Annotated in this window: 21 protein-coding genes; 7 read left to right on the top strand and 14 right to left on the bottom strand. The window is 71.6% G+C overall.

Annotation, left to right across the window (positions count from 1 at the left end; genetic code table 11):
* Positions 1–27 precede the first annotated feature (27 nt).
* Positions 28–624, bottom strand: a complete 597-nt coding sequence (gene nadD, locus MED01_RS24455; protein ID WP_030336528.1) for a nicotinate-nucleotide adenylyltransferase — start codon at positions 622–624, stop codon at positions 28–30.
* Positions 625–942: 318 nt separating this feature from the next.
* On the opposite strand from nadD, the gene MED01_RS24450 reads away from it, so the two are divergent.
* A complete protein-coding gene (locus MED01_RS24450; protein WP_238670898.1) occupies positions 943–1707 on the top strand; it encodes a PadR family transcriptional regulator in 765 nt (254 codons plus the stop codon).
* Between the two features lie 158 nt (positions 1708–1865).
* Positions 1866–3071 carry an FAD-dependent monooxygenase gene (locus MED01_RS24445; protein ID WP_238670897.1) on the top strand — a complete coding sequence of 402 codons (1206 nt, stop codon included), beginning with the start codon at positions 1866–1868 and terminating at the stop codon, positions 3069–3071.
* Positions 3072–3159: 88 nt separating this feature from the next.
* Here the strand turns inward: MED01_RS24445 and pepN are convergent, their stop codons facing one another.
* Positions 3160–5676: an aminopeptidase N gene (gene pepN / locus MED01_RS24440; RefSeq protein ID WP_238670896.1), complete on the bottom strand. Its 2517-nt coding sequence runs from the start codon at positions 5674–5676 to the stop codon at positions 3160–3162.
* 69 nt (positions 5677–5745) lie between these two features.
* Here pepN and MED01_RS24435 point away from each other — a divergent pair, with 69 nt between their 5' ends.
* Positions 5746–5964: a DUF397 domain-containing protein gene (locus MED01_RS24435; RefSeq protein WP_124817462.1), complete on the top strand. Its 219-nt coding sequence runs from the start codon at positions 5746–5748 to the stop codon at positions 5962–5964.
* A gap of 120 nt (positions 5965–6084) precedes the next feature.
* On the opposite strand, the gene MED01_RS24430 is transcribed toward MED01_RS24435, so the two are convergent.
* Positions 6085–6474 (bottom strand): hypothetical protein, encoded by a 390-nt coding sequence (locus tag MED01_RS24430; RefSeq protein ID WP_238670895.1) that lies wholly within the window; start codon positions 6472–6474, stop codon positions 6085–6087.
* Positions 6475–6691: 217 nt separating this feature from the next.
* Here MED01_RS24430 and MED01_RS24425 point away from each other — a divergent pair, with 217 nt between their 5' ends.
* A complete protein-coding gene (locus MED01_RS24425; protein WP_238670894.1) occupies positions 6692–7939 on the top strand; it encodes a cytochrome P450 in 1248 nt (415 codons plus the stop codon).
* 47 nt (positions 7940–7986) lie between these two features.
* Here the strand turns inward: MED01_RS24425 and MED01_RS24420 are convergent, their stop codons facing one another.
* On the bottom strand, positions 7987–9156 hold the full coding sequence (locus MED01_RS24420; RefSeq protein ID WP_238670893.1) for a zinc-dependent alcohol dehydrogenase: 1170 nt from the start codon (positions 9154–9156) through the stop codon (positions 7987–7989).
* The gene (locus MED01_RS24415) at positions 9153–9791 is read right to left on the bottom strand and encodes an SRPBCC family protein (protein ID WP_238670892.1); all 639 of its coding nucleotides are present in this window, start codon (positions 9789–9791) and stop codon (positions 9153–9155) included. Before MED01_RS24415 ends, MED01_RS24420 begins: the two co-directional genes overlap by 4 nt.
* Before the next feature lie 157 nt (positions 9792–9948).
* Here MED01_RS24415 and MED01_RS24410 point away from each other — a divergent pair, with 157 nt between their 5' ends.
* Positions 9949–11028, top strand: coding sequence for a glycosyltransferase family 2 protein (locus MED01_RS24410; RefSeq protein WP_238670891.1), 1080 nt, complete (start codon positions 9949–9951; stop codon positions 11026–11028).
* 103 nt (positions 11029–11131) lie between these two features.
* On the opposite strand, the gene MED01_RS24405 is transcribed toward MED01_RS24410, so the two are convergent.
* The 3 genes from MED01_RS24405 to MED01_RS24395 are packed head-to-tail and all read right to left on the bottom strand — an operon-like array spanning position 11132 to position 13090.
* Complete coding sequence (locus tag MED01_RS24405) at positions 11132–11749, bottom strand: DUF3618 domain-containing protein (protein ID WP_238670890.1); 618 nt, start codon at positions 11747–11749, stop codon at positions 11132–11134.
* Positions 11746–12213, bottom strand: coding sequence for a phage holin family protein (locus tag MED01_RS24400; protein ID WP_238670889.1), 468 nt, complete (start codon positions 12211–12213; stop codon positions 11746–11748). The genes MED01_RS24405 and MED01_RS24400 overlap by 4 nt, the downstream gene beginning before the upstream one ends.
* 31 nt (positions 12214–12244) lie before the next feature.
* The gene (locus tag MED01_RS24395; protein WP_238670888.1) at positions 12245–13090 is read right to left on the bottom strand and encodes a hypothetical protein; all 846 of its coding nucleotides are present in this window, start codon (positions 13088–13090) and stop codon (positions 12245–12247) included.
* 229 nt (positions 13091–13319) lie between these two features.
* On the opposite strand from MED01_RS24395, the gene MED01_RS24390 reads away from it, so the two are divergent.
* Both MED01_RS24390 and MED01_RS24385 read left to right on the top strand, forming a co-directional pair.
* Positions 13320–13811, top strand: a complete 492-nt coding sequence (locus MED01_RS24390) for a DUF4383 domain-containing protein (RefSeq protein ID WP_238670887.1) — start codon at positions 13320–13322, stop codon at positions 13809–13811.
* Between the two features lie 65 nt (positions 13812–13876).
* The gene (locus MED01_RS24385; RefSeq protein ID WP_238670886.1) at positions 13877–14536 is read left to right on the top strand and encodes a DUF6766 family protein; all 660 of its coding nucleotides are present in this window, start codon (positions 13877–13879) and stop codon (positions 14534–14536) included.
* Positions 14537–14561: 25 nt separating this feature from the next.
* Here MED01_RS24385 and MED01_RS24380 read toward each other — a convergent pair whose 3' ends face one another.
* The 6 genes from MED01_RS24380 to MED01_RS24355 form a co-directional block, all read right to left on the bottom strand.
* On the bottom strand, positions 14562–15011 hold the full coding sequence (locus MED01_RS24380) for a GNAT family N-acetyltransferase (protein WP_238670885.1): 450 nt from the start codon (positions 15009–15011) through the stop codon (positions 14562–14564).
* A gap of 70 nt (positions 15012–15081) precedes the next feature.
* Positions 15082–16548, bottom strand: coding sequence for a GTPase ObgE (gene obgE / locus MED01_RS24375; RefSeq protein WP_238670884.1), 1467 nt, complete (start codon positions 16546–16548; stop codon positions 15082–15084).
* 95 nt (positions 16549–16643) lie between these two features.
* Positions 16644–16898, bottom strand: coding sequence for a 50S ribosomal protein L27 (rpmA, locus tag MED01_RS24370; RefSeq protein WP_007464062.1), 255 nt, complete (start codon positions 16896–16898; stop codon positions 16644–16646).
* Between the two features lie 11 nt (positions 16899–16909).
* Complete coding sequence (gene rplU, locus MED01_RS24365; protein ID WP_007464063.1) at positions 16910–17224, bottom strand: 50S ribosomal protein L21; 315 nt, start codon at positions 17222–17224, stop codon at positions 16910–16912.
* Between the two features lie 166 nt (positions 17225–17390).
* Positions 17391–17873 (bottom strand): hypothetical protein, encoded by a 483-nt coding sequence (locus MED01_RS24360; protein ID WP_238670883.1) that lies wholly within the window; start codon positions 17871–17873, stop codon positions 17391–17393.
* Positions 17874–17989: 116 nt separating this feature from the next.
* Entirely contained in the window at positions 17990–21112 is a 3123-nt protein-coding gene (locus tag MED01_RS24355) for an Rne/Rng family ribonuclease (RefSeq protein WP_238670882.1), read from the bottom strand.
* Positions 21113–21192: the final 80 nt, after the last annotated feature.

Below are 21192 nucleotides of genomic sequence, written 5' to 3'. Positions count from 1 at the left end.
CCACGAACCTGGGCATAACGGGTGCACTCAGCGCTGATAGAGGCTCCGCTTGGCGATGTACTGCACCACACCGTCCGGCACCAGGTACCAGACCGGCTCGCCTCGGGCGACCCGAGCGCGACAATCGGTCGACGAGATGGACATCGCGGGCACCTGAATCAGGCTGACGGTGTCCGCCGGGAGGTGCTTGTCGCTCAGCGGGAAACCGGGCCGGGTCACGCCGATGAAATGGGCCAACTCGAAGATCTCGTCCAGGTCCTTCCAGGACAGGATGCGCTGCAGGGCGTCCGCGCCGGTGATGAAGAACAACTGCACCTTCGGGCCGTACTCGGCCTGAAGGTCACGCAGCGTGTCGACGGTGTAGGTCGGCCCACTACGGTCGATGTCGACCCGGCTGACCTGGAAGCGGGGGTTGGAGGCGGTGGCGATCACGGTCATCAGGTACCGGTCCTCGGCCGGGCTGACCGGCTCGTCAGCCTTCTGCCACGGCTGACCGGTGGGGACGAAGACCACCTCGTCCAGGCCGAACCGGTCCGCCACCTCGCTGGCCGCGACGAGGTGCCCGTGGTGGATCGGGTCGAAGGTGCCACCCATGATCCCGATCCGCCGGATATCTTCCTCCACCCAGTGATCGTAGGCCGAGCGTCGTGGCCGACCGTCCCGGCCCGGCACCGCCGTCCGTCACCCCACTCCAGCCCGACTGTCCAGCGAGCCGCGACCACCCCAACGCCCCACCGTGGTCGGCTCGCAGCGGCACGGCGATCAACTCGGCTGCCAGGCCGCGATCAACTCGACTTCCTGAAAGTCGGCCCATCCGGGACACCCGGACACCGCGAGTTCATGAAACCCGAGTCGATCAAGCGAGGGGCACCGCACGCAGGGCACCGCACGGAGGGGTCGCCACGTTCCGCACGTCGGCGTATATTCGTCGACGAGTAACCGTTGACGAGCGAGGGGGTCATCGTGCCGAAGCGGCGCAAGGTCGGCAACCTGCTGGCGCTGGCTGTGCTGTCCGCCCTGGTCCAGCGGCCGATGCACCCCTACGAGATCGCCACCGCACTGCGCGCCTGGGGCAAGGACCAGGACATGGAGTTCAAGTGGGGGTCCTTCTACACGGTGATCGGCAACCTGGACAAACACCACCTCATCGAGGCCGTGGAGAACGTGCGCGAGGGCCGGCGCCCGGAACGCACCGTCTACCGGATCACCGACGCGGGGCGGGCGGAGCTGGTCGACTGGGCCCGCGAGCTGGTCTCCACCCCGATGGCGGAGCATCCCCGTTTCCGGGCCGGGTTGTCGGTGCTCGCCGCGCTGCACCCCGACGAGGCCACCGGCCTGCTGCGGCAACGACTCGACCTGCTGGAGACAGCGATCCGCCAGGACCGCGAGACGCTCGACGCGCACCTGCGGGAGATTCCGCGGCTGTTCCTGGTGGAGTCGGAGTACGACCTCGCCATCCGGGACGCGGAGGCCGCCTGGCTGCGGGCACTGCTCGCGGAGCTGACCTCGGGGAGCTACCCCGGGCTGGACACCTGGCGGGCCTTCCACGAGACCGGCGAGATGCCTGCCGAACTGACCGAGTTGGCCGCGAGAGGCAGCACCCCGAACGCCAGCTCCGACACCCCGACCACCGACAGCCCGGAGGCCCACCCCGACAGCGCCGAACGCCCCGACAGCTTCAGCCGGAGAGCCGACACCACCGGCTGACGAGCGGCCCCGGCGAGGTGCGCCAACACCTCACCGGGGCCCTGACCCCGAACCGACGCCTGGGAAGGCACCCGGCCCGAAGCGGCAACCACGAGGATAACCGGGCTCCCTCCCAGGTCCGCGCGCCCGCGCACGGACGACCACACCAGGGAGAGAGCATGACCACGGTACGAACGGCCATCGTCATCGGCGGTGGCATCGCCGGGCCGGTGACAGCGCTCGCGCTGCGCCGCGCCGGCATCACCGCAACCGTCTACGAGGCGTACCCGACCACGGCCAGCGGCATCGGCGGAACCCTCGCCCTCGCGCCAAACGGCGTCGCGGCTCTGCGTACGGTCGGCGCGCACGAGGCGGTGACGGCGATCGCCACACCGATCGGCAGCAGCGCTCTGGCCGTCGGCCGGCGCCGCATCGCCATGCCCACGCTGACCGGGGTGCCGCCGCTGCACGTGGTGCACCGGGCCGAGCTGTACCAGGTGCTGCACGACCAGGCATTCGCCGAGGGCGTGCCGTTCGCGTACGGCAAGCGGCTGGTCGACGCCGAGCAGACCGGCGACGGCGTGATCGCACGCTTCGAGGACGGCAGCACCGCGACCGCCGACATCCTCGTCGGCGCGGACGGGATCCGCTCCACGGTCCGGGGTCTCATCGACCCGGCCGCGCCCGGTCCCCGGTTCACCGGGCTGCTCGGCTTCGAGGCGGTCGCCCGGCACGAGGTGGACGCCGAACCGGGCACCATGACGTTCGCGTTCGGCCGGCGCGGCTACTACCTGTACTGGCCGGAGCCCGGCGGCGGCACCCGGTGGGGGGCCAACCTGCCGCAGCAGCGGCCGATGAGCCTCGTCGAGGCCCGGGCGGTGCCGTCGGAGCAGTGGCTGGACACGCTGCGCGCCACCTACGGCGACGACGACCCGGGCCGGGAGTTGGTGGCGACCAGCAACGCCGACGACCTCCAGGTCGTCGGGTCGTTGCAGATCATGCCGCCGGTGCCGCACTGGCATCGGGGCCGGATGGTGCTGGTCGGCGACGCGGCGCACGCGCCGTCGAACAGTTCGGGGCAGGGCGCGTCGTTGGCCATCGAGAGCGGGGTGCAACTCGCCCGCTGCCTGCGCGACCTGCCGGACGTCCAGGCGGCGTTCGCCGCGTACGTGCGGCTGCGTCGTAGCCGGGTGGAGAAGGTCGCCGCCCGCGCAGCCCGGATCAACCACGCGAAGGCCCCCGGTGCTGTCGCGCGGACGCTGATGCCGTTGCTGATGCCGCTGATGGTGCGCACGGTGCTGGACCCGGAGAAGACCGTCGCCGACGAGCAGCGCTACGTCATCGACTGGGACGCGCCGGTCACGGCGGAGCCCGCCCTGCGCTGAGCGGTGGCTGCGGGGTGGCCGGCCAGCCACCCCGCAGCGGCCAGCCCGCAGCGGCCACCCCGCGCCGTGAGGCCGCGCTGCTCAGCGCTCAGGCCGAGGCGGCTGCCACCGCCGTCCGGGCGACCAACGCGCGACGCAGGTCGTCGTCGGCGTCGGTCACCACCCGGCGCAGGCCGGGGGTCAGGTCGTCGCGGGCCAGCAACGCCGCGGCCGCCTCCCGGGTGGGCTGCGCCACGGCGTAGCGGGGGAACGCCAGGGCGGCCACCCGGTCGGCCGTCCAGGGGGTACGCCGGTGCGCCGCGGCCGGCATCTCCGCGAAGTACCGATCGACGTACGCGGCGGTCAGGTCGGCCTGCTCGGGTTGCCAGAACCCCTCGGTGATCGCCTCCAGCAGCCGACCGGACAGCTCGGTGCCCCGCACGATGATCTCCCAGGTCGCCTGCTTCGTCGTCGGGTCGGGCACTGCCGCCCGGCAGTAGGCGGCCTGTTCAGCGCCCGTGGAGCTGTTGTCGGCGGCGGCCTCGATGGCGATCTCCGCCTCGCCGGCGGCGCCCAGCACCACCAGGCGACGCAGCACCGCCCAGCGCAGCTCCGCGTCGACAGTCAGACCGGCCGGCACGTCCCGGCCCGCGAGCCAACCGACGAGCAGATCCGCGTCGGTGGTCGCGTCGATCCAACCCCGTGCGGCGGCGAGCTGCAACGACTCCCCGGCCGGTGCGCCGTCGAGCAGCCGCTGGCACGTCCCCGCGACCCTGGCCAGCGCCGTGGAGCGGGTCAGGGGGTCGAGGTAGCGGTCGACCAGGGACCGGCTGAGCGTCAGCACATCCTCCGCGATGATCACCTCTGTCTCGGCGGGCAGCGCGGCGGCCATCAGGTCGACAAGGCCGGTGACCGGCCGCTCGCCGTCGGTCGTCGCGTCCAGTGCCTCGCGCCAGAGCACCGCCCGGGCCAGCGGGTCGGTCAGAGCGGGCAGCACCTGCGGGACGGCGTCCGCCGACGCCGGGTCGAGGCGCACCTTCGCGAAGGTGAGGTCACCGTCGTTGAGCAGCAACAACCGGGCCGCCGGCTCGCCGGTCAACGCACCGAGAACGGTGCGACCTCCGTCGGCGTTCGGGTCGATGTCCGCCTCGTCGCGCCGCCCGGTGCCGTCCAGCGAGTAGCGGCCCACGCCGATCCGGTGTGGGCGCAGCACCGGGTGCGACTCGGGCGCGGTCTGCACCACTGCGACCTCGCTGTAGCGACCGTCCGCGTCCACTGCGACCTCGGCACGCAGCGTGTTGACCTGCGGGCGGCGCAACCACAGCTCGGCCCAGTCGGACAGGTCCCTCCCACTGCTGGCGGAGAGGCTGCCCAGCAGGTCGGCGAGGGTGGCGTTGCCGAAGCGGTGTGCGGCGAAGTGCGCGTTCAGGCCGGCGAGGAATGCCTCGTCGCCGAGCCACGCGACAAGCTGCCGCAGCACACTGGCGCCCTTGGCGTACGAGATGCCGTCGAAGTTGAGCAGGCCCGCCTCGGCGTCGACGACCTCCTGCGGGGCGATCGGGTGGGTGGAGGGCCGCTGATCGGCGGCGTAGCCCCATGCCTTGCGCCGCATGGCGAAGGTGGTCCAGGCCTGATCGAAGCGGGTCGCCTCGGCGGTGACCCGGGTGCCGAGGTACTCGGCGAAGGACTCGTTCAACCACAGGTCATCCCACCAGCGCATGGTGACCAGGTCACCGAACCACATGTGGGCCATCTCGTGGGCGATGGTGCCGGCCCGCTGCCCGCGCTGGGTGTCGGTGACCGCCGAACGGAACACGTAGTCGTCGCGGAAGGTGACGAGACCCGGGTTCTCCATCGCGCCGCTGTTGAACTCGGGCACGAACGCCTGGTCGTACTTGCCGAACGGGTAGCGTTCGGTGAAGAGCTGGTGGAACCGGTCCAGGCACTGCCGGGTGATGGTGAAGATCTCGTCGGCATCGGCGTCCAGGTGCTCGGCGAGCGACCGGCGGCAGTAGATGCCCAGCGGTATGCCGTCGTGCTCGGCCCGCCGGACGTGGTACGGCCCGGCGATCAGCGAGAAGAAGTACGTGGCCAGGGGCTCGCTCGGGGCGAACTCCCAGCGCCCGGGGGCCGGGTTGGCGGCCAGCTCGGCGTTGCCGGCGACGATCCACTGCGGCGGCGCGGTGACCGAGAGGGTGATCGGGGCCTTGAGGTCGGGCTGGTCGAAGGCGGCGAAGATGCGCGGCGCGTTGTCGAGGAAGGACTCGGCGTAGAGGTACGTCTCGCCGTCGGCCGGGTCGACGAAGCGGTGCATCCCCTCCCCCGTCTTGGAGTACGCCATCTCGGCCTCGACGATGAGCGTGTTCTGCTCGGCCAGGTCGTCGAGCGGCAGCCGGTTGTCGGTGAGCAGACCGGGGTCCAGGTCGCTGTCGTTGAGGCGTACACCGCGCAGTTTGGCGGGCTTGACCTCGGCGAAGGTGGCGGTGCCGGCGGTGGCCCGGAACCGGATCTCGACGCGGGAGCGGAACACGTCGCCGTCACCGGTCAGGTCGAGGTCCACCTGATAGGACTCGACAGTAATCGCCGCGCCACGCGCGGTCGCCTCTACACGGGTCAGGCTCGGCATCCGCTTATCCTGCCCGATGGGGATCGGCACCCGGTCACCACACGACCCTCGGCACTGGAGGAAAGAACCATGGCGCAGCACCCCAAGGGCGACTTCGACCTCTCTCGGGCGGTCTGGCAGCGGGCCGAGGGGGACACCTCCGACAGCGCCGTCGAGGTCGCCTTCGTCGACGACCTGATCGGGATGCGCAACTCGGCCGAGCCGAACGGGCCGGTGCTGGTCTTCACCCAGGCCGAGTGGGACGCCTTCGTGGCCGGCGCGCAGGACGGCGAATTCGACCTGGACTGACAGTGCCCGCCGACCCGTCGGTGGTGGATCGCCGTGCCGGTGCCCGAGGTCGGGACACCGGCACCGCCACGCCGGCGGGTTGGCCTGCGCACTCCCGGATCGGCCAACCGGGGCCGGTCGTCAACCATCGCCATCGCCCCAGCCGAGGCCACCCGGACCCGGGGCGTGGTGGAAACCCGGATGGTCGGTCACGTCGACGCAGCGTTCGCCGTCCGGGCCGACCGCGCCGCAGAACAGTCGCTCGGCCCGCTGCCAGGCGTCCGCCGGTGACAGGGCCGCCGCACCGAGTGCCACCTCCGAGCGGAGCAGGCTCAGCGCCTCCGCGTACGCCACGGCCAGCTCGCGCGCCTCGGCCGGGCCGGGCGCGGTGAAGCCCAGGTGCACTGTGAAGAACCGGTGCGGACGAGTGGGCCGCCGCGGCGGCCCGATCAGTGACCGCCCGTCGCGGCCTGCGCCCAGTGCCCCGGCCGCTCGCCGCTGCCGCCAGTGCGGCGATCTGTTGTCGCGCATTCGCCCTCCCCGTGCTCGTCCCACTCGGGCGTGTTTCGGAAGTGTCGGTCGAGCCGAGCCGGAGTCCAGGCCGGCCAGCACTTCCGAAACACGCCCTAGCAGCAAACCAGGTTCCGCCGCCCGTGGGAGGGGCCAGCCGGGCGGGGTTCAGCGGCGAGGACGGGGGTAAGCGCAGCGGCAAACAGCCACCAGCCGCACCTGCGCGTGAGGAGACCCGATGGCGACAATGCCGGCGGACCGCAGCCCGGACAGCACCTTCGCGCTGCTCCGCGCGGGTTACCGGTTCATCGGCGAGCGCTGCGAGCGGTACGGCAGCGACGTCTTCAAGACCCGGATCCTGCTCGCCCCGACCATCTGCCTGCGCGGCCGGCCGGCGGCGGAGCTGTTCTACGACAACGACCGCTTCCAACGCGCCACCGCGATGCCGCTGCGTGTGCAGCGAACACTGACCGGGCGGGGCGGGGTGCAGGGGCTGGACGGGCCCGAGCACTCCGACCGCAAGGCCATGTTCATGTCGATCATGACACCGTCGGCGATCCAGCGACTGGGTCAGCTCTTCGACGACGAGTGGCGGACCCGGGTTGCCGCCTGGGAGAGCGCCGGCCCGGTGTCGCTCTACGACGAGCTGGGCCGAATGCTGACCCGGGTGGTCTTCGCCTGGGCCGGGGTGCCGCTGCCCGCGTCGCAGGTAGAGCGCCGCGCCGTCGAGCTGCACGCCATGATCGAGGCACCGGCCGTGCTGGGCCCCCGGCACTGGCGGGGACGGCTGGCCCGGTACCGCGCCGAACGCTGGCTCGCCGACCTCATCGAGCGGACCCGGGTCGGTTTCGCCCCGGCGCCGACCGGTAGCGCCCTGGCGGTGATCGCCGAACACCGGGACGGGCGCGGCAAGCTCCTCCCCCGGCGGATCGCGGCGGTGGAACTGCTCAACGTGCTACGCCCGGTCGTCGCCGTCGACCAGTACATGACCTTCGCCGCGGTCGCCCTGCACGACCATCCGGCCTGGCGGGACCGGGTCCGTGACGACGACGAGGCCACCGAGCAGTTCGTCCAGGAAGTACGCCGCTACTACCCGTTCTTTCCGATCGCGGCGGCCCGGGTCCGGCGGTCCTTCGACTGGCAGGGCCACCACTTTCCGCGCGGCCGGCGGGTGCTGCTCGACCTCTACGGCACCAACCACCACCCGAGGCTCTGGCCGCAACCGGAGCTGTTTCGCCCGGAGCGGTTCGCCAGCCGCCGGGTCGACCCGTTCGCGCTGATCCCGCAGGGCGGCGGCGACCACTGGGCCGGGCACCGCTGCGCCGGTGAGTGGATCACCATCGACCTGATGAAACGGGCGGTCACCAACCTCGTCACCAGCATGCGCTACGACGTTCCCGTCCAGAACCTGGCCCTGGATCTGCACCGGATGCCCGCGCTGCCGCCCCTCGGGCTGACAATCACCAACGTCCGCCGCACCGGCTGACCCGCCCCGCCGATCGCAGCGACCGGCGAGGCGGGTACGCCCAGCCGTCAGGGATGCAGAACGCTGCGCAGACAGCCGTCCTCCTTCTTCTCGAACAGCTCGTACCCCTGGGCGCCCTGCTCCAGGGAGAGCGGGTGGGTGGCCAGATAACCGGGGTCGATCTCGCCGGCGGCGAGCCGGTCGAGCAACATCGGGATGTAACGCTGCGCGTGCATCTGCCCCATCCGCAGCACCAGGGCCTTGTTCATGGCCGCGCCGAGCGGAAACTTGTCGACCAGGCCGGCGTACACACCGACGATGCTCACCGTGCCGCCCTTGCGGCACGCCATGATCGCCTGGCGGACCGAGGTCGGGCGGTCGGTCTGCAACCGCGCCGCCTGCTTCACCCGGTCGTACGCGTAGGTCGGTCCGACGTCGTGCGACTCCATGCCGACCGCCTCGATGCAGGCGTCCGGCCCGCGCCCGGCGGTCAGTTCACGCAGCGCCTCCAGCACGTCGGTTTCCGCGTAGTTGATCGTCTCGACCCCGATCCGTTCGGTGGCGGTTTTGAGCCGATCCGGGAATCGGTCGATCATGATGACCCGTTCGGCGCCCAGGAGTTGCGCCGAACGGGCCGCCATCTGACCGACGCCACCGGCACCCCAGACGGCCACCACCTCGCCACCGCTGAGCCCGCAGAAGTCCGCCGCCATCCACCCGGTGGGCATCGCGTCGGAGGCGAACACCACCGAGTCGTCCGGCACTCCGTCGGGTACGGCGAAGGCGCCGATGTCGCCGAACGGCACCCGGATGTACTCGGCGTGTGATCCCGAGTAGCCGCCGGCGGCGTGCGAGTAGCCCAGAATGCCGGCCGGTGAGTGCCCCCACAGCTTCTCGGTGAACACCGGTTGCGGATTGGAGTTGTCGCAGAGCGAGTACTGCTCGGTCCGGCAGTACCAACAGCCACCGCAGGCGACCACCGACCCCACCACCACCCGGTCGCCGACCCGGTGCCGCCGTACGCCGGGCCCGGTCTCCATCACCTCGCCCATGAACTCGTGGCCGAGGATGTCCCCCTTTCGCATCGCCGGCAGGTATCCGTTGATCAGGTGCAGGTCGGAGCCGCAGACGCTGCTGGCCCGGACCCGGACGATGATGTCTCCCTCGGCGCGGATCTGGGGCTCCGGCACGTCCCGGACGGTCAGCTTGCCGACGCCTTCCCAGCAGAGCGCCCTCACGCCCGTCCTCCCGTCATCAGCTTCTCCCGCATGTTGTCGGTCGCCTTCTCCTGGGCGGGGCTCCGGCCGGACGGGTCTTCCCGGGTGTCCACCACCTGGCCACACTCGATCAGCGCCTTCACCCGCCGCAACGCGTCCCGCAGCGCCAGGTCCGGCTCGTCACCGCCGACCAGGCCGGCCAACCGACGCACCGGACCGGAGCGGTAGCGCAGCTCGGCCCGGATCTCGGTGCCCCGACCCTGGGGTGCTTCGGCCAGCTCGATCCGCCCCAGCTGCGGCATCGGCCCGTCCTCGACCCGCCACGTCAGGGTGCCCGCCCCCTCGACGGTGATCTCGGCCCGCCACTGCGTCTCACCGCCGGCCCGGTCGCGGGCCACGCACCGCCAACGCCGCTCGTCGAGTTGCTGCAACGTGGCCCACCCCGCCAGCGCGCGGTCCAGCCGTTCGCGGTCGGTCCAGAAGCCGATCACCTCGTCCCGGGACCGGTCCACGGTCACCCCGCGACGCACCACGTACCAACCGTCCTGTCGCTCCGGCTGATGCCGATGCCGACGGCGGGCCACCGCCCGCCCCACGCCGACCGCCGTCGCCGCGGTGACGCCGAGCAGCGCCCACCTGGTTCCGTTGTTGGTCATCACGTCTATCTCCTCCACCCGGACAACCGGGCATGGACAGCTCTTGAGGGCAGCGCTACCCGGGGTCCGCCAGTCGAAACGACCAGCTGTTTGATCGACGGAAATGCGGGCAGATGCTGCTCAACACCGACCACGACCTGTCCGCCACGGAGTTGTCATGTCCTTGTTCAGCCCTACCGGAGACGCCCGGCCCGCCACCCGCCGGTGCGAGGTCGCACCGGCCGGCACCGGCACGTCGCCGGTGCGCCTACCGATGACGTACGTGCTGCCGCTGCGCTGGCACACCGACACCGGCCTGGCCGAGCTGACCGACTACCTGCGCTGGCTCGGTCACCGGGTAGAGGTGCTCGTGGTCGACGGCTCCCCTCCGCCCCTGTTCGCCCGGCACGCCGAGGCGTGGCGAGGGCTGGTCCGGCACCTTTCACCGGATCCGGGCGAGCGTGGGCTCAACGGCAAGGTGCTGGGCGTACACACCGGCGTCCGCGCGGCCGGCCACGAGGACGTGGTGATCGCCGACGACGACGTCCGGTACGACGAGTCCGCGCTGCGCGCGGTACACAGGCTGCTGGACCGGGCCGACCTGGTACGACCGCAGAACTACTTCGACCCGCTGCCCTGGCACGCCTGGTGGGACACCGGCCGCACGCTGCTCAACCGGGCGCTCGGGGCGGACTACCCGGGCACACTCGCCGTGCGGCGCAGCACCTTCCTCGCGATGGGCGGGTACGACCCGGACGTGCTCTTCGAAAACCTGGAGCTGATCCGCACGGTGCGCGGGTACGGCGGCACCGAGGCCGCCCCGGCCTGGCTGTACGTCCGCCGGCTGCCTCCGGACGCCGCGCACTTCCGCGGTCAACGGGTCCGTCAGGCGTACGACGATCTGGCTCAACCGGCCCGCCTGCTGGCCGTGCTCGCGGTGTTGCCGGCACTGGCGGCGGCCGTCGCGTCGCGCCGGCCCAGGCTGGTGCTCGGCGCGGTGGCCGGGGTCGTCGCCCTGGCCGAGGCGGGTCGCCGCCGCGCCGGTGGCACCCGGGTCTTCCCGCCGGCCACGGCGTTGGCGGCCCCACTCTGGCTGCTGGAACGCGGTGTGTGCGGCTGGCTGGCGGTCAGCCAGCGTCTCCTGCTGGGCGGCGTCCGCTACGGCGACACCCGAATCCGCCGAGCCGCCAACCCCGCCCCGCGCAACCCACGGCTCCCCGCGATCTTGCACTTCCGGTTGGGACAAAACCGTCGGTAGACCCACGAAACTCCGGCCGAAACCGCAAGATCGGCGCTGACCTCAACGCGACAGCTCGCGGGCACCGGAGGGTGACCGCGAGCTGTCGTGCTGTTGGGGTGGGTCAGGGGGTTGCGTGGTCCTTGACGTGGTGGGCGGCGGACTTCGTGTCGTCCTTGACCGCGTGCACCGCGTCCTGAGCGGTGGACTTCACCGACTCGGCGGCCTGCTGGGCCGGCTCGCGCAGCTCGCTGGCCACCTCGCCCAGCTTCTCCTTCACGGCCCCGCTGTGCTCGCTGACCTTGGCCTTCACCTGGGTTGCGGCCTGCTGCTCGCGGCGGGAGGCCGGGATCAGCGACGAGGCCAGCCAGCCGACCCCGAAGGCGATCAGGCCGGCGGCGAGAGGGTTGCCCTGGGACTTCTGCCGGATCACCCGCGGCGCGCTGTGCGCGGCGTCGCTGACGGTGCTCGCCGCCGAGTGCGCGGCGTCGCTGACGCTGGAGGCCGCCGACGAGGCGCGGTCACCCACCGAGTGGGCGGCCTGGCCGGTGCCGTGGCCGAGGTCAGACGCGGTTCCCATGACCTTGTCCCTCACATTCTGCAGAGCGGAACGGGCCCGCTGCTTACGGTCGTCGACGATGCGACTCGGGCTGACCTTGTACGCCAGCGCATCCACATCGGAGCTGAGGCTGTTACGGGTGGCTTCGATCTCCCGGCGGATCTGATCGGGATCGGTGCTCATCGGGTGACTCCCTCCGGGTGCGGCTTGAGCGCGTCGGGGATCCGCTGCACGCTGTCGTTGGTCTGCCTGAGCCCGCGTACGTGCTGGGCGTTCTTCTTGGCCATCGAGTAGAGGACCGCGGCGACCACGGCCCAGATCACGGCCACGATCAGCGCGGCCAGGCCGGAGTCCATGACGTTGTCCAGGAACTGCCAGATGGCGATGGACACGAAGAGGGCCACCATGTAGCCGCCGAAGCCGGCACCGCCGAAGAGGCCCGCGGCCTTGCCGGCCTTCTTGCCCTCCTGCCGGATCTCGGCCTTGGCCAGCTCGACCTCCTGACGCATCAGCGTCGACAGGTCGGTGGTGACCTGACGCATCAGGTCACCCAGCGAGCTGCTCTTCACCTCCGACGCGGTGTGCGGGGCACCCGCGTCGGGGTGGTAACCGGAGTCCAGTCCGGACCCCTGCGTCGGCATGCTCATGCCGTCGCCTCCCTTCGGATGACTCGGCGGCTCACGGGCGAGGGCTGCCGCTGGACGGCACGCCCGGCAGCGGGTCGGTCTGGGTCACCGGTGGCAGCGGCTGGCCGGTGCCGGAGTGCTCCGGGTAGTCGCCCCGGCCGGGCTCGACAGAGCCGCCGGGCGCCGGGTCGGCGTAGCCACCGGGCGTCTGGTCGGCGTAGCCACCGGACGTCGGCGGGGTGTGCGTACCGGGGGTCGGGTCGAGGTAGCCGCCCGGCGGAACGGCGTCCGGCACCGCGCGGGGCGCCGGCGGCGGCGTCGGGATCACGGCGGTCTGCTCCGGGTCGTACGCCCCGGCGCCCCGGAAGGTTGAGGAACCGTTGCCGGAGTCGTCGCCCGCGGCCGAGATGCCACGGGTCAGCCGGCCGGCCAGCACACCGAGCACCGCAGCGCCGACCAGGAAGGTGCCCGGGTTACGCCGCGCATAGTCGCGTGCCTCGGTGATCAGGTCGCCGGGCTCACGCTGCTCAAGCCAGCCGGCGACACCCTGCACCCGGTCGGCTGCCTGGCGGGCCAGCTCGGTCACCGGGCCGGCCTGGCCACCCTGCTCGGCCATCGAGCGCATCTCGTCGGCCAGCGAACGCAGCCCACCGGCGGCTCGGCGCTGCTGCTCACCGGTCTGGCTGGCGAGCTGGCTGCGGGCCTCGCCGTACAGGTTGCGGGCCTGCCGGGCCGTCTCACGGCCGACCTCGGTGCCCTGCTCCTTGGCGGTCTGGGCGACCGCGCCACCGGCCTGCGCGGCCTCCGACCCGACCTGGCGCGCCTGGTCGCGGACGCCACCGCCGTTGGTCGACTGCTGCCCGTACGTGGAAGACGTAGGTGAAAGATCGTAAGTCATGATTTCCCTTCCGCTCAGAAAGTCGTAGCGGTTGTGCTGGGGGGATGCGGCGCGTTGCCGCCGCCGCTGACCATTCACCTACCCTGCGTTTCGGCTTCCATACCTCTTCGTGCATTTATCTGCGCGGCCCACCGGTTGGTCTTCAAAATGGAGGATCGTCGGGCTGCGTCACGTCGCCGCTGCGGACAGTGAGGTTCGCGAGGCCGGCAGATCCACGGAGGGGGCAGCGATGGCACAAGGCGCACGAGGCGGCCGAGCGGCCGGTCCCCGACCCCGGGTCCAGCTGGCCGCGCTGGTAGTGGCCGGCGTCTTCCTGCTGATCGGCGTCCTCGGCTTCATCCCCGGCATCACCACCGACTACGGCGAGCTGCGGTTCGCCGGGCACCACTCGGACGCCCGCCTGCTCGGGCTGTTCCAGGTGTCGATCCTGCACAACGCGGTGCACCTGCTCTTCGGGCTGGCCGGCCTGGTGCTGGCCCGCAGCGTCGCCGGCGCCCGCGTCTTCCTGGCCGCCGGTGGCGCGGTCTACCTCGCTCTGTGGCTGTACGGCCTGGGGATCGAGGCGGTCAACCCGGAGGGCGGGGCGAACATCCTGCCGGTCAACGACGCCGACAACTGGCTGCACCTCGCGCTCGGCTTCGGGATGCTCGCGCTCGGGCTGCTGCTGTCGAACCAGGCCGGCACCGGCGGACGCCTGGACAGTCCCGCCGACCGGCACTGAACTGGACTTTTGTGGTTTCGCGGTCACACCCGCAGGGGTAACTGACCGGCGAAGGAGGTGCGACCATGCCTCGTTGGCTGCGTGACAACGCCCTGGCCGTCGCCATGCTGGGGGCGTTCCTGGTCTTTCTGGTGTTGCAGAGCGTCTTCGGCTGGCAGACCCACAATGAGGAGCTGACCGAGTTCGGGGCCGCGCCGCTGAGCTGGCCGGCGTACCTGACCAGTGGGCACTTCGCGGAGTCGGTCTTCGAGAACTGGGAGTCCGAGTTCCTCCAGATGGGCGGGTACGTGCTGCTCACGGCGTACCTGGTGCAGCGGGGCTCGGCCGAGTCGAAGCCGATGGACCAGACCGACCGACCGGAGGACGACGAGCGCCGGGCGACCCCGCAGTCACCCTGGCCGGTACGCGTCGGCGGCCTGCCGCTGGTGATCTACCGCAACAGCCTCTCCCTCGCGCTGCTGCTGATCTTCGCCGGCTCGTTCGTCGGTCACCTGCTCGGCGGCACCGCCGCGTACAACCAGGAGCAGGCGCTCCAGAGCGGGGCGCCGCCGATCGGGGTGTGGGACTTCCTCGGCACCAGCGACTTCTGGTTCCAGTCCATGCAGAACTGGCAGAGCGAGTTCCTCGCGGTCGGCGCGCTGATCCTGCTGAGCATCGTGCTGCGCCAGCACGCCTCGCCGGAGTCGAAGCCGGTGACCGTCGAGCACGCCAGCACCGGCGCCTGAGACGGGGGCGCGACGCCGCCGACCGTCAGGCCGCGACCGGCAACCGCTTGGCGAAACAGACGCTGTACGGGTTGCCCACGTACTCGCCGTAGACCGGGACCTGCTGGTAGCCGCACGAGGTGTACAGCGCGATCGCGGCCGGCAGGTAGGTGCCCGTCTCCAGGCACACCACCGAGTGCCCCTGCCGGAACGCGCACTCCTCCAGCGCGGCGAGCAACTGACGAGCGATCCCCCGCCCCCGGTACGCGGGCCGGACGTACATCCGCTTGACCTCGCCGGTCTCGACATCGAGCGCCTGGAGCCCACCGCAGGCGACCGCCCGACCGTTCACCACCACCGCCAGGTAGCGGACGTCGTCATGGGGGACGAAGACCTGCCCGTCCAACCCACCATCGGCCTCGCGCAGCTCACGCTGCTGCGCGATGATCATGGCGGCGATCTCCGGGTCGGTGCCGGGCCGGGACTCGATCAGCATCACCCCACGCTAGGACGCGTGGATTTCGGGGAGGTTTCCGGAAATCAACCCCACCACGGAGCGCAACGAACTACTCGGCGTCGTCCTCGTCGTCGATGTCGTCGTCGGACGCGTCCGCGCCCAGATCGTCGGCCGAACGCACCCGGCGAGCCTTCCGGGCGGCGAGCCGATCCGCGGCGGAGGCCCGGTTCGACTTCTCCTCCAGGCGGACATCGGTGCCCCGGTTGCCGGGTACGAAGTCCACACCGGCGAAGAGGGTCGGCTGCCAGTCGAACTCGCGCACGCCGATCCGGACCAGGTCACCGGGCTGCGCGCCGGCCTTGGCCAGCTTGTCCTCCACCCCGAGCCGGGCCAGCCGGTCAGCCAGGTAGCCGACCGCCTCGTCGTTGTCGAAGTTGGTCTGCTTGACCCAGCGCTCCGGCCGCACACCGCGCACCGTGAACGAGCCGTCCGCCTCGGCAGTGATGGTGAAACCGTCGTCGTCCACGGCGATCGGGCGGATGACGATCCGGGTCGGCTCGGCGGGCGGGGCGGCCTTACGCTCCGCGTCGACAAGCTCGGCCATCGCGTAGGTCAGCTCCTTGAGCCCTTCCCGGGTGGCCGCAGAGACCTCGAACACCTGGTAACCGCGCTCCTCCAGGTCGGGGCGCACGATCTCGGCGAGGTCCCGGCCGTCCGGCACGTCTACCTTGTTGACGGCGACCAGCCGTGGGCGGTCGGCCAGACCGCCGTACTGGCTCAGCTCGGCCTCGATGGCGTCGATGTCGGCCACCGGGTCACGGCCGGGCTCCAGGGTCGCCGAGTCGATGACGTGCACCAGCACCGCGCAGCGCTCGATGTGCCGCAGGAACTCCAGGCCCAGGCCCTTGCCGGTGGCCGCGCCGGGGATCAGGCCCGGCACGTCCGCCACGGTGAAGGTGTGGTTGTCCATCCGGACCACGCCGAGGTTGGGCACCAGGGTGGTGAACGGGTAGTCGGCGATCTTCGGCTTCGCGGCGGAGATCACCGAGATCAGCGACGACTTGCCGGCGGACGGGAAGCCCACCAGGCCCACATCGGCGACGCTCTTCAGCTCCAGCACGATGTCCAGTTGGTCGCCGGGCTCCCCCAGCTCGGCGAAGCCGGGCGCCTTGCGCTTGGCGTTGGCCAGCGAGGCGTTGCCCCGCCCGCCGCGCCCACCGCGGGCGACCTCGAAGGTGGTGCCGGCGCCGACCATGTCGGCCAGCACTGTGCCATCGGAGGTCTGCACCACTGTGCCGTTGGGCACCTTGAGCACCAGGTTGTGGCCGTTGGCCCCGTCCCGGTTCGAGCCGGCGCCGCCCTTGCCGTTGTCGGCCTTGACGTGCGGGTGGAAGTGGAAGTCGAGCAGCGTGGTCACCTGCGGGTCGACCACCAGGGACACGCTGCCCCCGTGCCCACCGTTGCCGCCGTCCGGTCCACCGAAGGGCTTGAACTTCTCGCGGTGGATCGAGGCACAACCGTGCCCGCCATCGCCGGCCTGCAGATGCAGAACGACCCGGTCAACGAACGTTGCCACGGCGTCAATCCTTCCAGCGAGGTCCAACCTCGCACTTCGCGAAAAAGGCTAAGCGGGCCGGGACCCGGAGGTCCGCGGCCCGCTTAGCCCGAGAACTACTGCTGCGGAACGATGCTGACGGTCTTGCGACCGCGCTTGGTGCCGAACAGGACCGCACCGGCGGACAGCGCGAACAGCGTGTCGTCGCCGCCACGGCCGACCAGGTCACCGGGGTGGAACTTGGTGCCACGCTGCCGGATGATGATCTCACCGGCGCTGACGACCTGACCACCGAAGCGCTTCACGCCGAGTCGCTGGGCCGCGGAGTCACGACCGTTACGCGAGCTGGACGCACCCTTTTTGTGAGCCATTGGAGGACGACCTACTTCCCGCTGGAGATGCCGGTCACCTTGACCTGGGTCAACGGCTGGCGGTGACCCTGGCGCTTGTGGTAGCCAGTCTTGTTCTTGAACTTGTGGATCCGGATCTTCGGGCCCTTGGTGTGCGCGGCGATTTCGCCGGACACCGCGACCTCGGCAAGCTTCGCCGCGTCGGTCACCAGGTCGTCACCGTCGACGAGGAGCACCGCGGTGAGCTTCACCGCGTCACCGGGGGCACCGGTGAGCTTCTCGACCTCGATCACGTCGCCCTCGGCGACCTTGTACTGCTTGCCGCCGGTCTTGACGATCGCGTACATCGGAGGCGGACTCCCTGTCGTTGAGGCTGCTGGCGGTCGTTCCCGCAGCGGCTCGCCGGGTAGCAGTGCACGGCGGCGCGGGCACACGGGAACTCGGCACACCAAAGGTGGGCCGCAGGCAAGAGTACGCCATCGCTGGCCCGGACCCCAAACCGGCCCGCCCTGGTCAGCGCGCGCAGAGCTGGTCGAGGCGCTGCTGGAGCCGGTCGAGTTCGGTCTCGTCGATCGACTCGACGTCGGCACCGAGCGCGGAAATCTCGGTGCCGAGGTCGGTGAGCAGCGTCTTGAGCTGCGGATCGTCGGTCCGCTCCGACTGCTCCCGCAGTACGGTCCGCCAGCCCGCCAGCGCCGCCTCGGCCCGTCCCCGGGCGGCCTCGGCCGTGCGGCTGTCCCCGGCGCCCACCGCCGCGAGCATCTGACCCAGCTCAGCCACGTACGTCCGAACGGCTGTGGTGCTGGCCTCCTGCGCGGCGGCGCAGACCTGGGTGGCGTCGCCGCCCGCCACATGACCGCTGGCCGGCGTTGCGGTCGGGCCGGCAGGGGTGCCGGCTGCCGCCGAGCCAGCGCCCTCGGCGGTCCCACCGGTGGAGCAGCCGGCCGCGACGGAGAGCATGGCGAGCAGCGCGGTGACCGCGAGCAGACGGCGCATCTTCTTCTCCTGACCTGGGACAGCCGATCGAGGACCGGGTGGCCACAACGGCGAGGTCCCTCCCCCGTCACTTTGCCGGGAGAGGGACCTCGTCAAACACGTGGCCGGTCAGGCGCTCAGGGGCGGGTCCGCCGACGGGTGCCACCGCGACGCGACCGGCGACGGCCGCCACCGCCCTCGGTGGTTTCCTCGTCGCCCTCACCGTCAGCGAGCGCGTCCGGGTCGTCCGCCGCGGCCAGCCGAGCCGACTCACCCTGCTGAGCATCGGAGATCGCCGGCGCGGCGGCGGTGTCCGACTCGTAGCGGGACAGGTCGTAGCCCATGGTGTCCTGGTAGTCGGCGTCCGGCTCGGCCGTGGTGTCGGTGTCGACGACCTCGACCGCGGTCCGCTCGGCCGCGGCCGGGGCGTTCTTGCGCGCCCGGCGGCGGGACGAGGTGGCACCCTGCTCGGCTGCCGGAGCGGGAGCCACCGCTGAGGCGACCGCCTTGACCTTCTCCCCCGCACCGGCGGGACGCGGCTTCTCCGGCACCGGCTCGGTGTGGATGATGACGCCCCGGCCCTTGCAGCACTCGCAGGTCTCGCTGAACGCCTCCAGCAGGCCCGCGCCGATCCGCTTACGGGTCATCTGCACCAGGCCGAGCGACGTGATCTCGGTGACCTGGTGCTTGGTGCGGTCCCGGCCCAGGCACTCAGTGAGTCGGCGCAGCACCAGCTCACGGTTCGACTCCAGCACCATGTCGATGAAGTCGATCACCACGATGCCGCCGATGTCCCGCAGCCGGAGCTGACGGACGATCTCCTCCGCCGCCTCCAGGTTGTTGCGGGTGACGGTCTCCTCCAGGTTGCCCCCGGAACCGGTGTACTTGCCGGTGTTGACGTCGACGACAGTCATCGCCTCGGTGCGGTCGATCACCAGCGAGCCGCCGGAGGGCAGGAAGACCTTGCGGTCCAGGCCCTTGATGATCTGCTCGTCGATCCGGTACTCGGCGAAGACGTCGCTCGTGCCGACGTGCCGGCGCATCCGGTCGACCAGGTCCGGGGAGACGTGCGACAGGTACGACTCGACCATGTCGTACGACTGCTCGCCCTCGATCACCAGCTCGCGGAAGTCCTCGTTGAACAGGTCCCGGACCACCCGGATGACCAGGTCGGGCTCCCCGTAGAGCAGCACCGGAGCGCCACCCTCGGCGGCCTTGGCCTGGATGTCCTCCCACTGCGCCTGGAGCCGCTTGACGTCGCGGGCCAACTCGTCCTCGGTGGCGCCCTCGGCGGCCGTCCGGACGATCACGCCCGCGCCGTCCGGGACCAGCTTCTTGAGCACGTCGCGCAGCCGCTTGCGCTCGTTGTCCGGCAGCTTGCGGCTGATCCCGGAGGCGTTGCCGTTGGGCACGTAGACCAGGTGCCGACCCGAGAGCGCGATGTGGCTGGTCAGCCGTGCGCCCTTGTGCCCGATCGGGTCCTTGGTGACCTGGACCAGCACCGAGTCGCCGGAGCGCAGCGCCTGCTCGATCGAGCGGGCCCGCCCCTCCAGCCCGGAGGTGTCCCAGTTGACCTCACCGGCGTACAGCACGGCGTTGCGGCCCCGACCGACGTCGACGAACGCGGCCTCCATGCTCGGCAGCACGTTCTGCACCTTGCCGAGGTACACGTTGCCGGCCATCGTCCCGGAGGAGTTGCGGGTGACGTAGTGCTCGACCAGCACGCCGTCCTCCAGGACGGCGATCTGGGTGCGGTCACCGCGCTGGCGGACCGCCATCACCCGGTCGACGGCCTCCCGGCGCGCCAGGAACTCCGACTCGCTGAGGATCGGCGGGCGGGTACGGCGCTGCTCCCGACCGTCCCGGCGACGCTGGCGCTTGGCCTCCAGCCGGGTCGAGCCGGACACACCCTGCACCTCGTCGACGGTCCGGCGCGGCTCGCGGATCTTCACCACTGTCGGCACGCCGTCGTCCGCCGCGCCCTCCGTGTCACCGGCGCCACGACGGCGACGGCGACGACGGCGACGGGTCAGGCCGTCCCCGCCCTCGGACTCCTCGTCCTCGTCGCCCTCGGCTTCGGCCTCGGCGGTCTCTTCCTCATCGGCCTGCGCCGCCTCCTCGGACTCCTCGTCCTCGGCGTCGTCGGCCCCGCCCTTGCCCCGGCCCCGTCCCCGGCGACCACGTCGGCGGCGGCGGCGCGCGGCGGCGCTGTCCTCGTCGTCCTCATCCGCCTCGGCGGCCTCGTCGGCCTCCTCGGTCGGTTCCTCTTCGGCCTCGATGGCCTCGATCGGCTCCACCGGCTCGACCTCGCGGCGACCACGCCGACGGCGGCGGGACGGCTCGGCGGCTTCCTCGACGGCCGGCTCCTCGGTCGCCGCGGCGGGCTCCACCGGTCGGGTCACCGGCACGGCGTCCGGCTGGGGTGCCATGAACAGCACTGTGGGCGCGGAGAGCGCAGCGCGCCGACGACGGGTACGCGGCTGCTCCGGCTCGATCTCGGCCGGCTCGTTCGGCTCATCCGTCACACCGGAGACGGCCACACCAGGTGGCACCTCGCCGGAGCGCTCCTGCGCACCGCTACTCCAGGCCAGCTCGGCGGCGGACGTGCTCGGGAGGGCCGGGGAGTCGTTCAGCTCGGCCTCGGCCTCGCGCAGGTCGGACTCCGCCGGCGCCTCGGCGACGTCCGGCTCCTCGACGACCGGCTCCTCGACCGCTGGCGGCTCGTCGACGGCGGTCGGCTGTTCGGTGGCGGGCGGCTCCTCGACGGCAGCCGGTGTGGCCTTCTTGCGCCGGGTACGGGTCACCTTGACCGGCGGCACCACCTCGGCCGAGGCCGCCTCCGCAGAGGCGGCGACCAGCGGCTCCTCGGCGGTCGTCTCGACGGGGGTGGCCTTGCGGCGGCGCCGGGGAGTCTTCGGTGCGACGTCCAGGTCGCCGGAGACCGGGGCGAAGACCTCCGCCTGCGGCGACTCGACGTTGCCGGCGCCACCGGTGGGCGCCTCGATCGGGGCGTCGGTCTGCTCCGGCTGGTTGAGCGGGGCGGCCCGACGACGGGTCGCCCGGGTGCGCCGCGCTGGCGCGGCCGGTTCGGCGGCCTCAGCGGGAGCGCTCTCCGCGCCGGCCGGTTCCACCGAGGCCGAACCGACGGCCGTGGTGGAGGTCTCGACGGCGGCACCGTCGGCCGTGGTGCTCTGGTCGGCGGTTGCACCGGCCGGCTGTGAACCGGTCCGTTCGCCGCCCTCGGGCTCGTTCTCGAGCATGGACGTTCTCCAGTTCTGGCTAGCCCGGGCGCGGGTGAGCGCTGCCACGCAGGGTCGCCGCAAAAGTGTTTCCGCCGGGC

The sequence above is a fragment of the Micromonospora alfalfae genome (assembly GCF_022230925.1).
GTDB classification, from domain to species: Bacteria; Actinomycetota; Actinomycetes; order Mycobacteriales; family Micromonosporaceae; genus Micromonospora; species Micromonospora alfalfae.
Note: the sequence above shows the minus strand (reverse complement) of the source record. Positions and strands in the feature narration are given on the sequence as shown.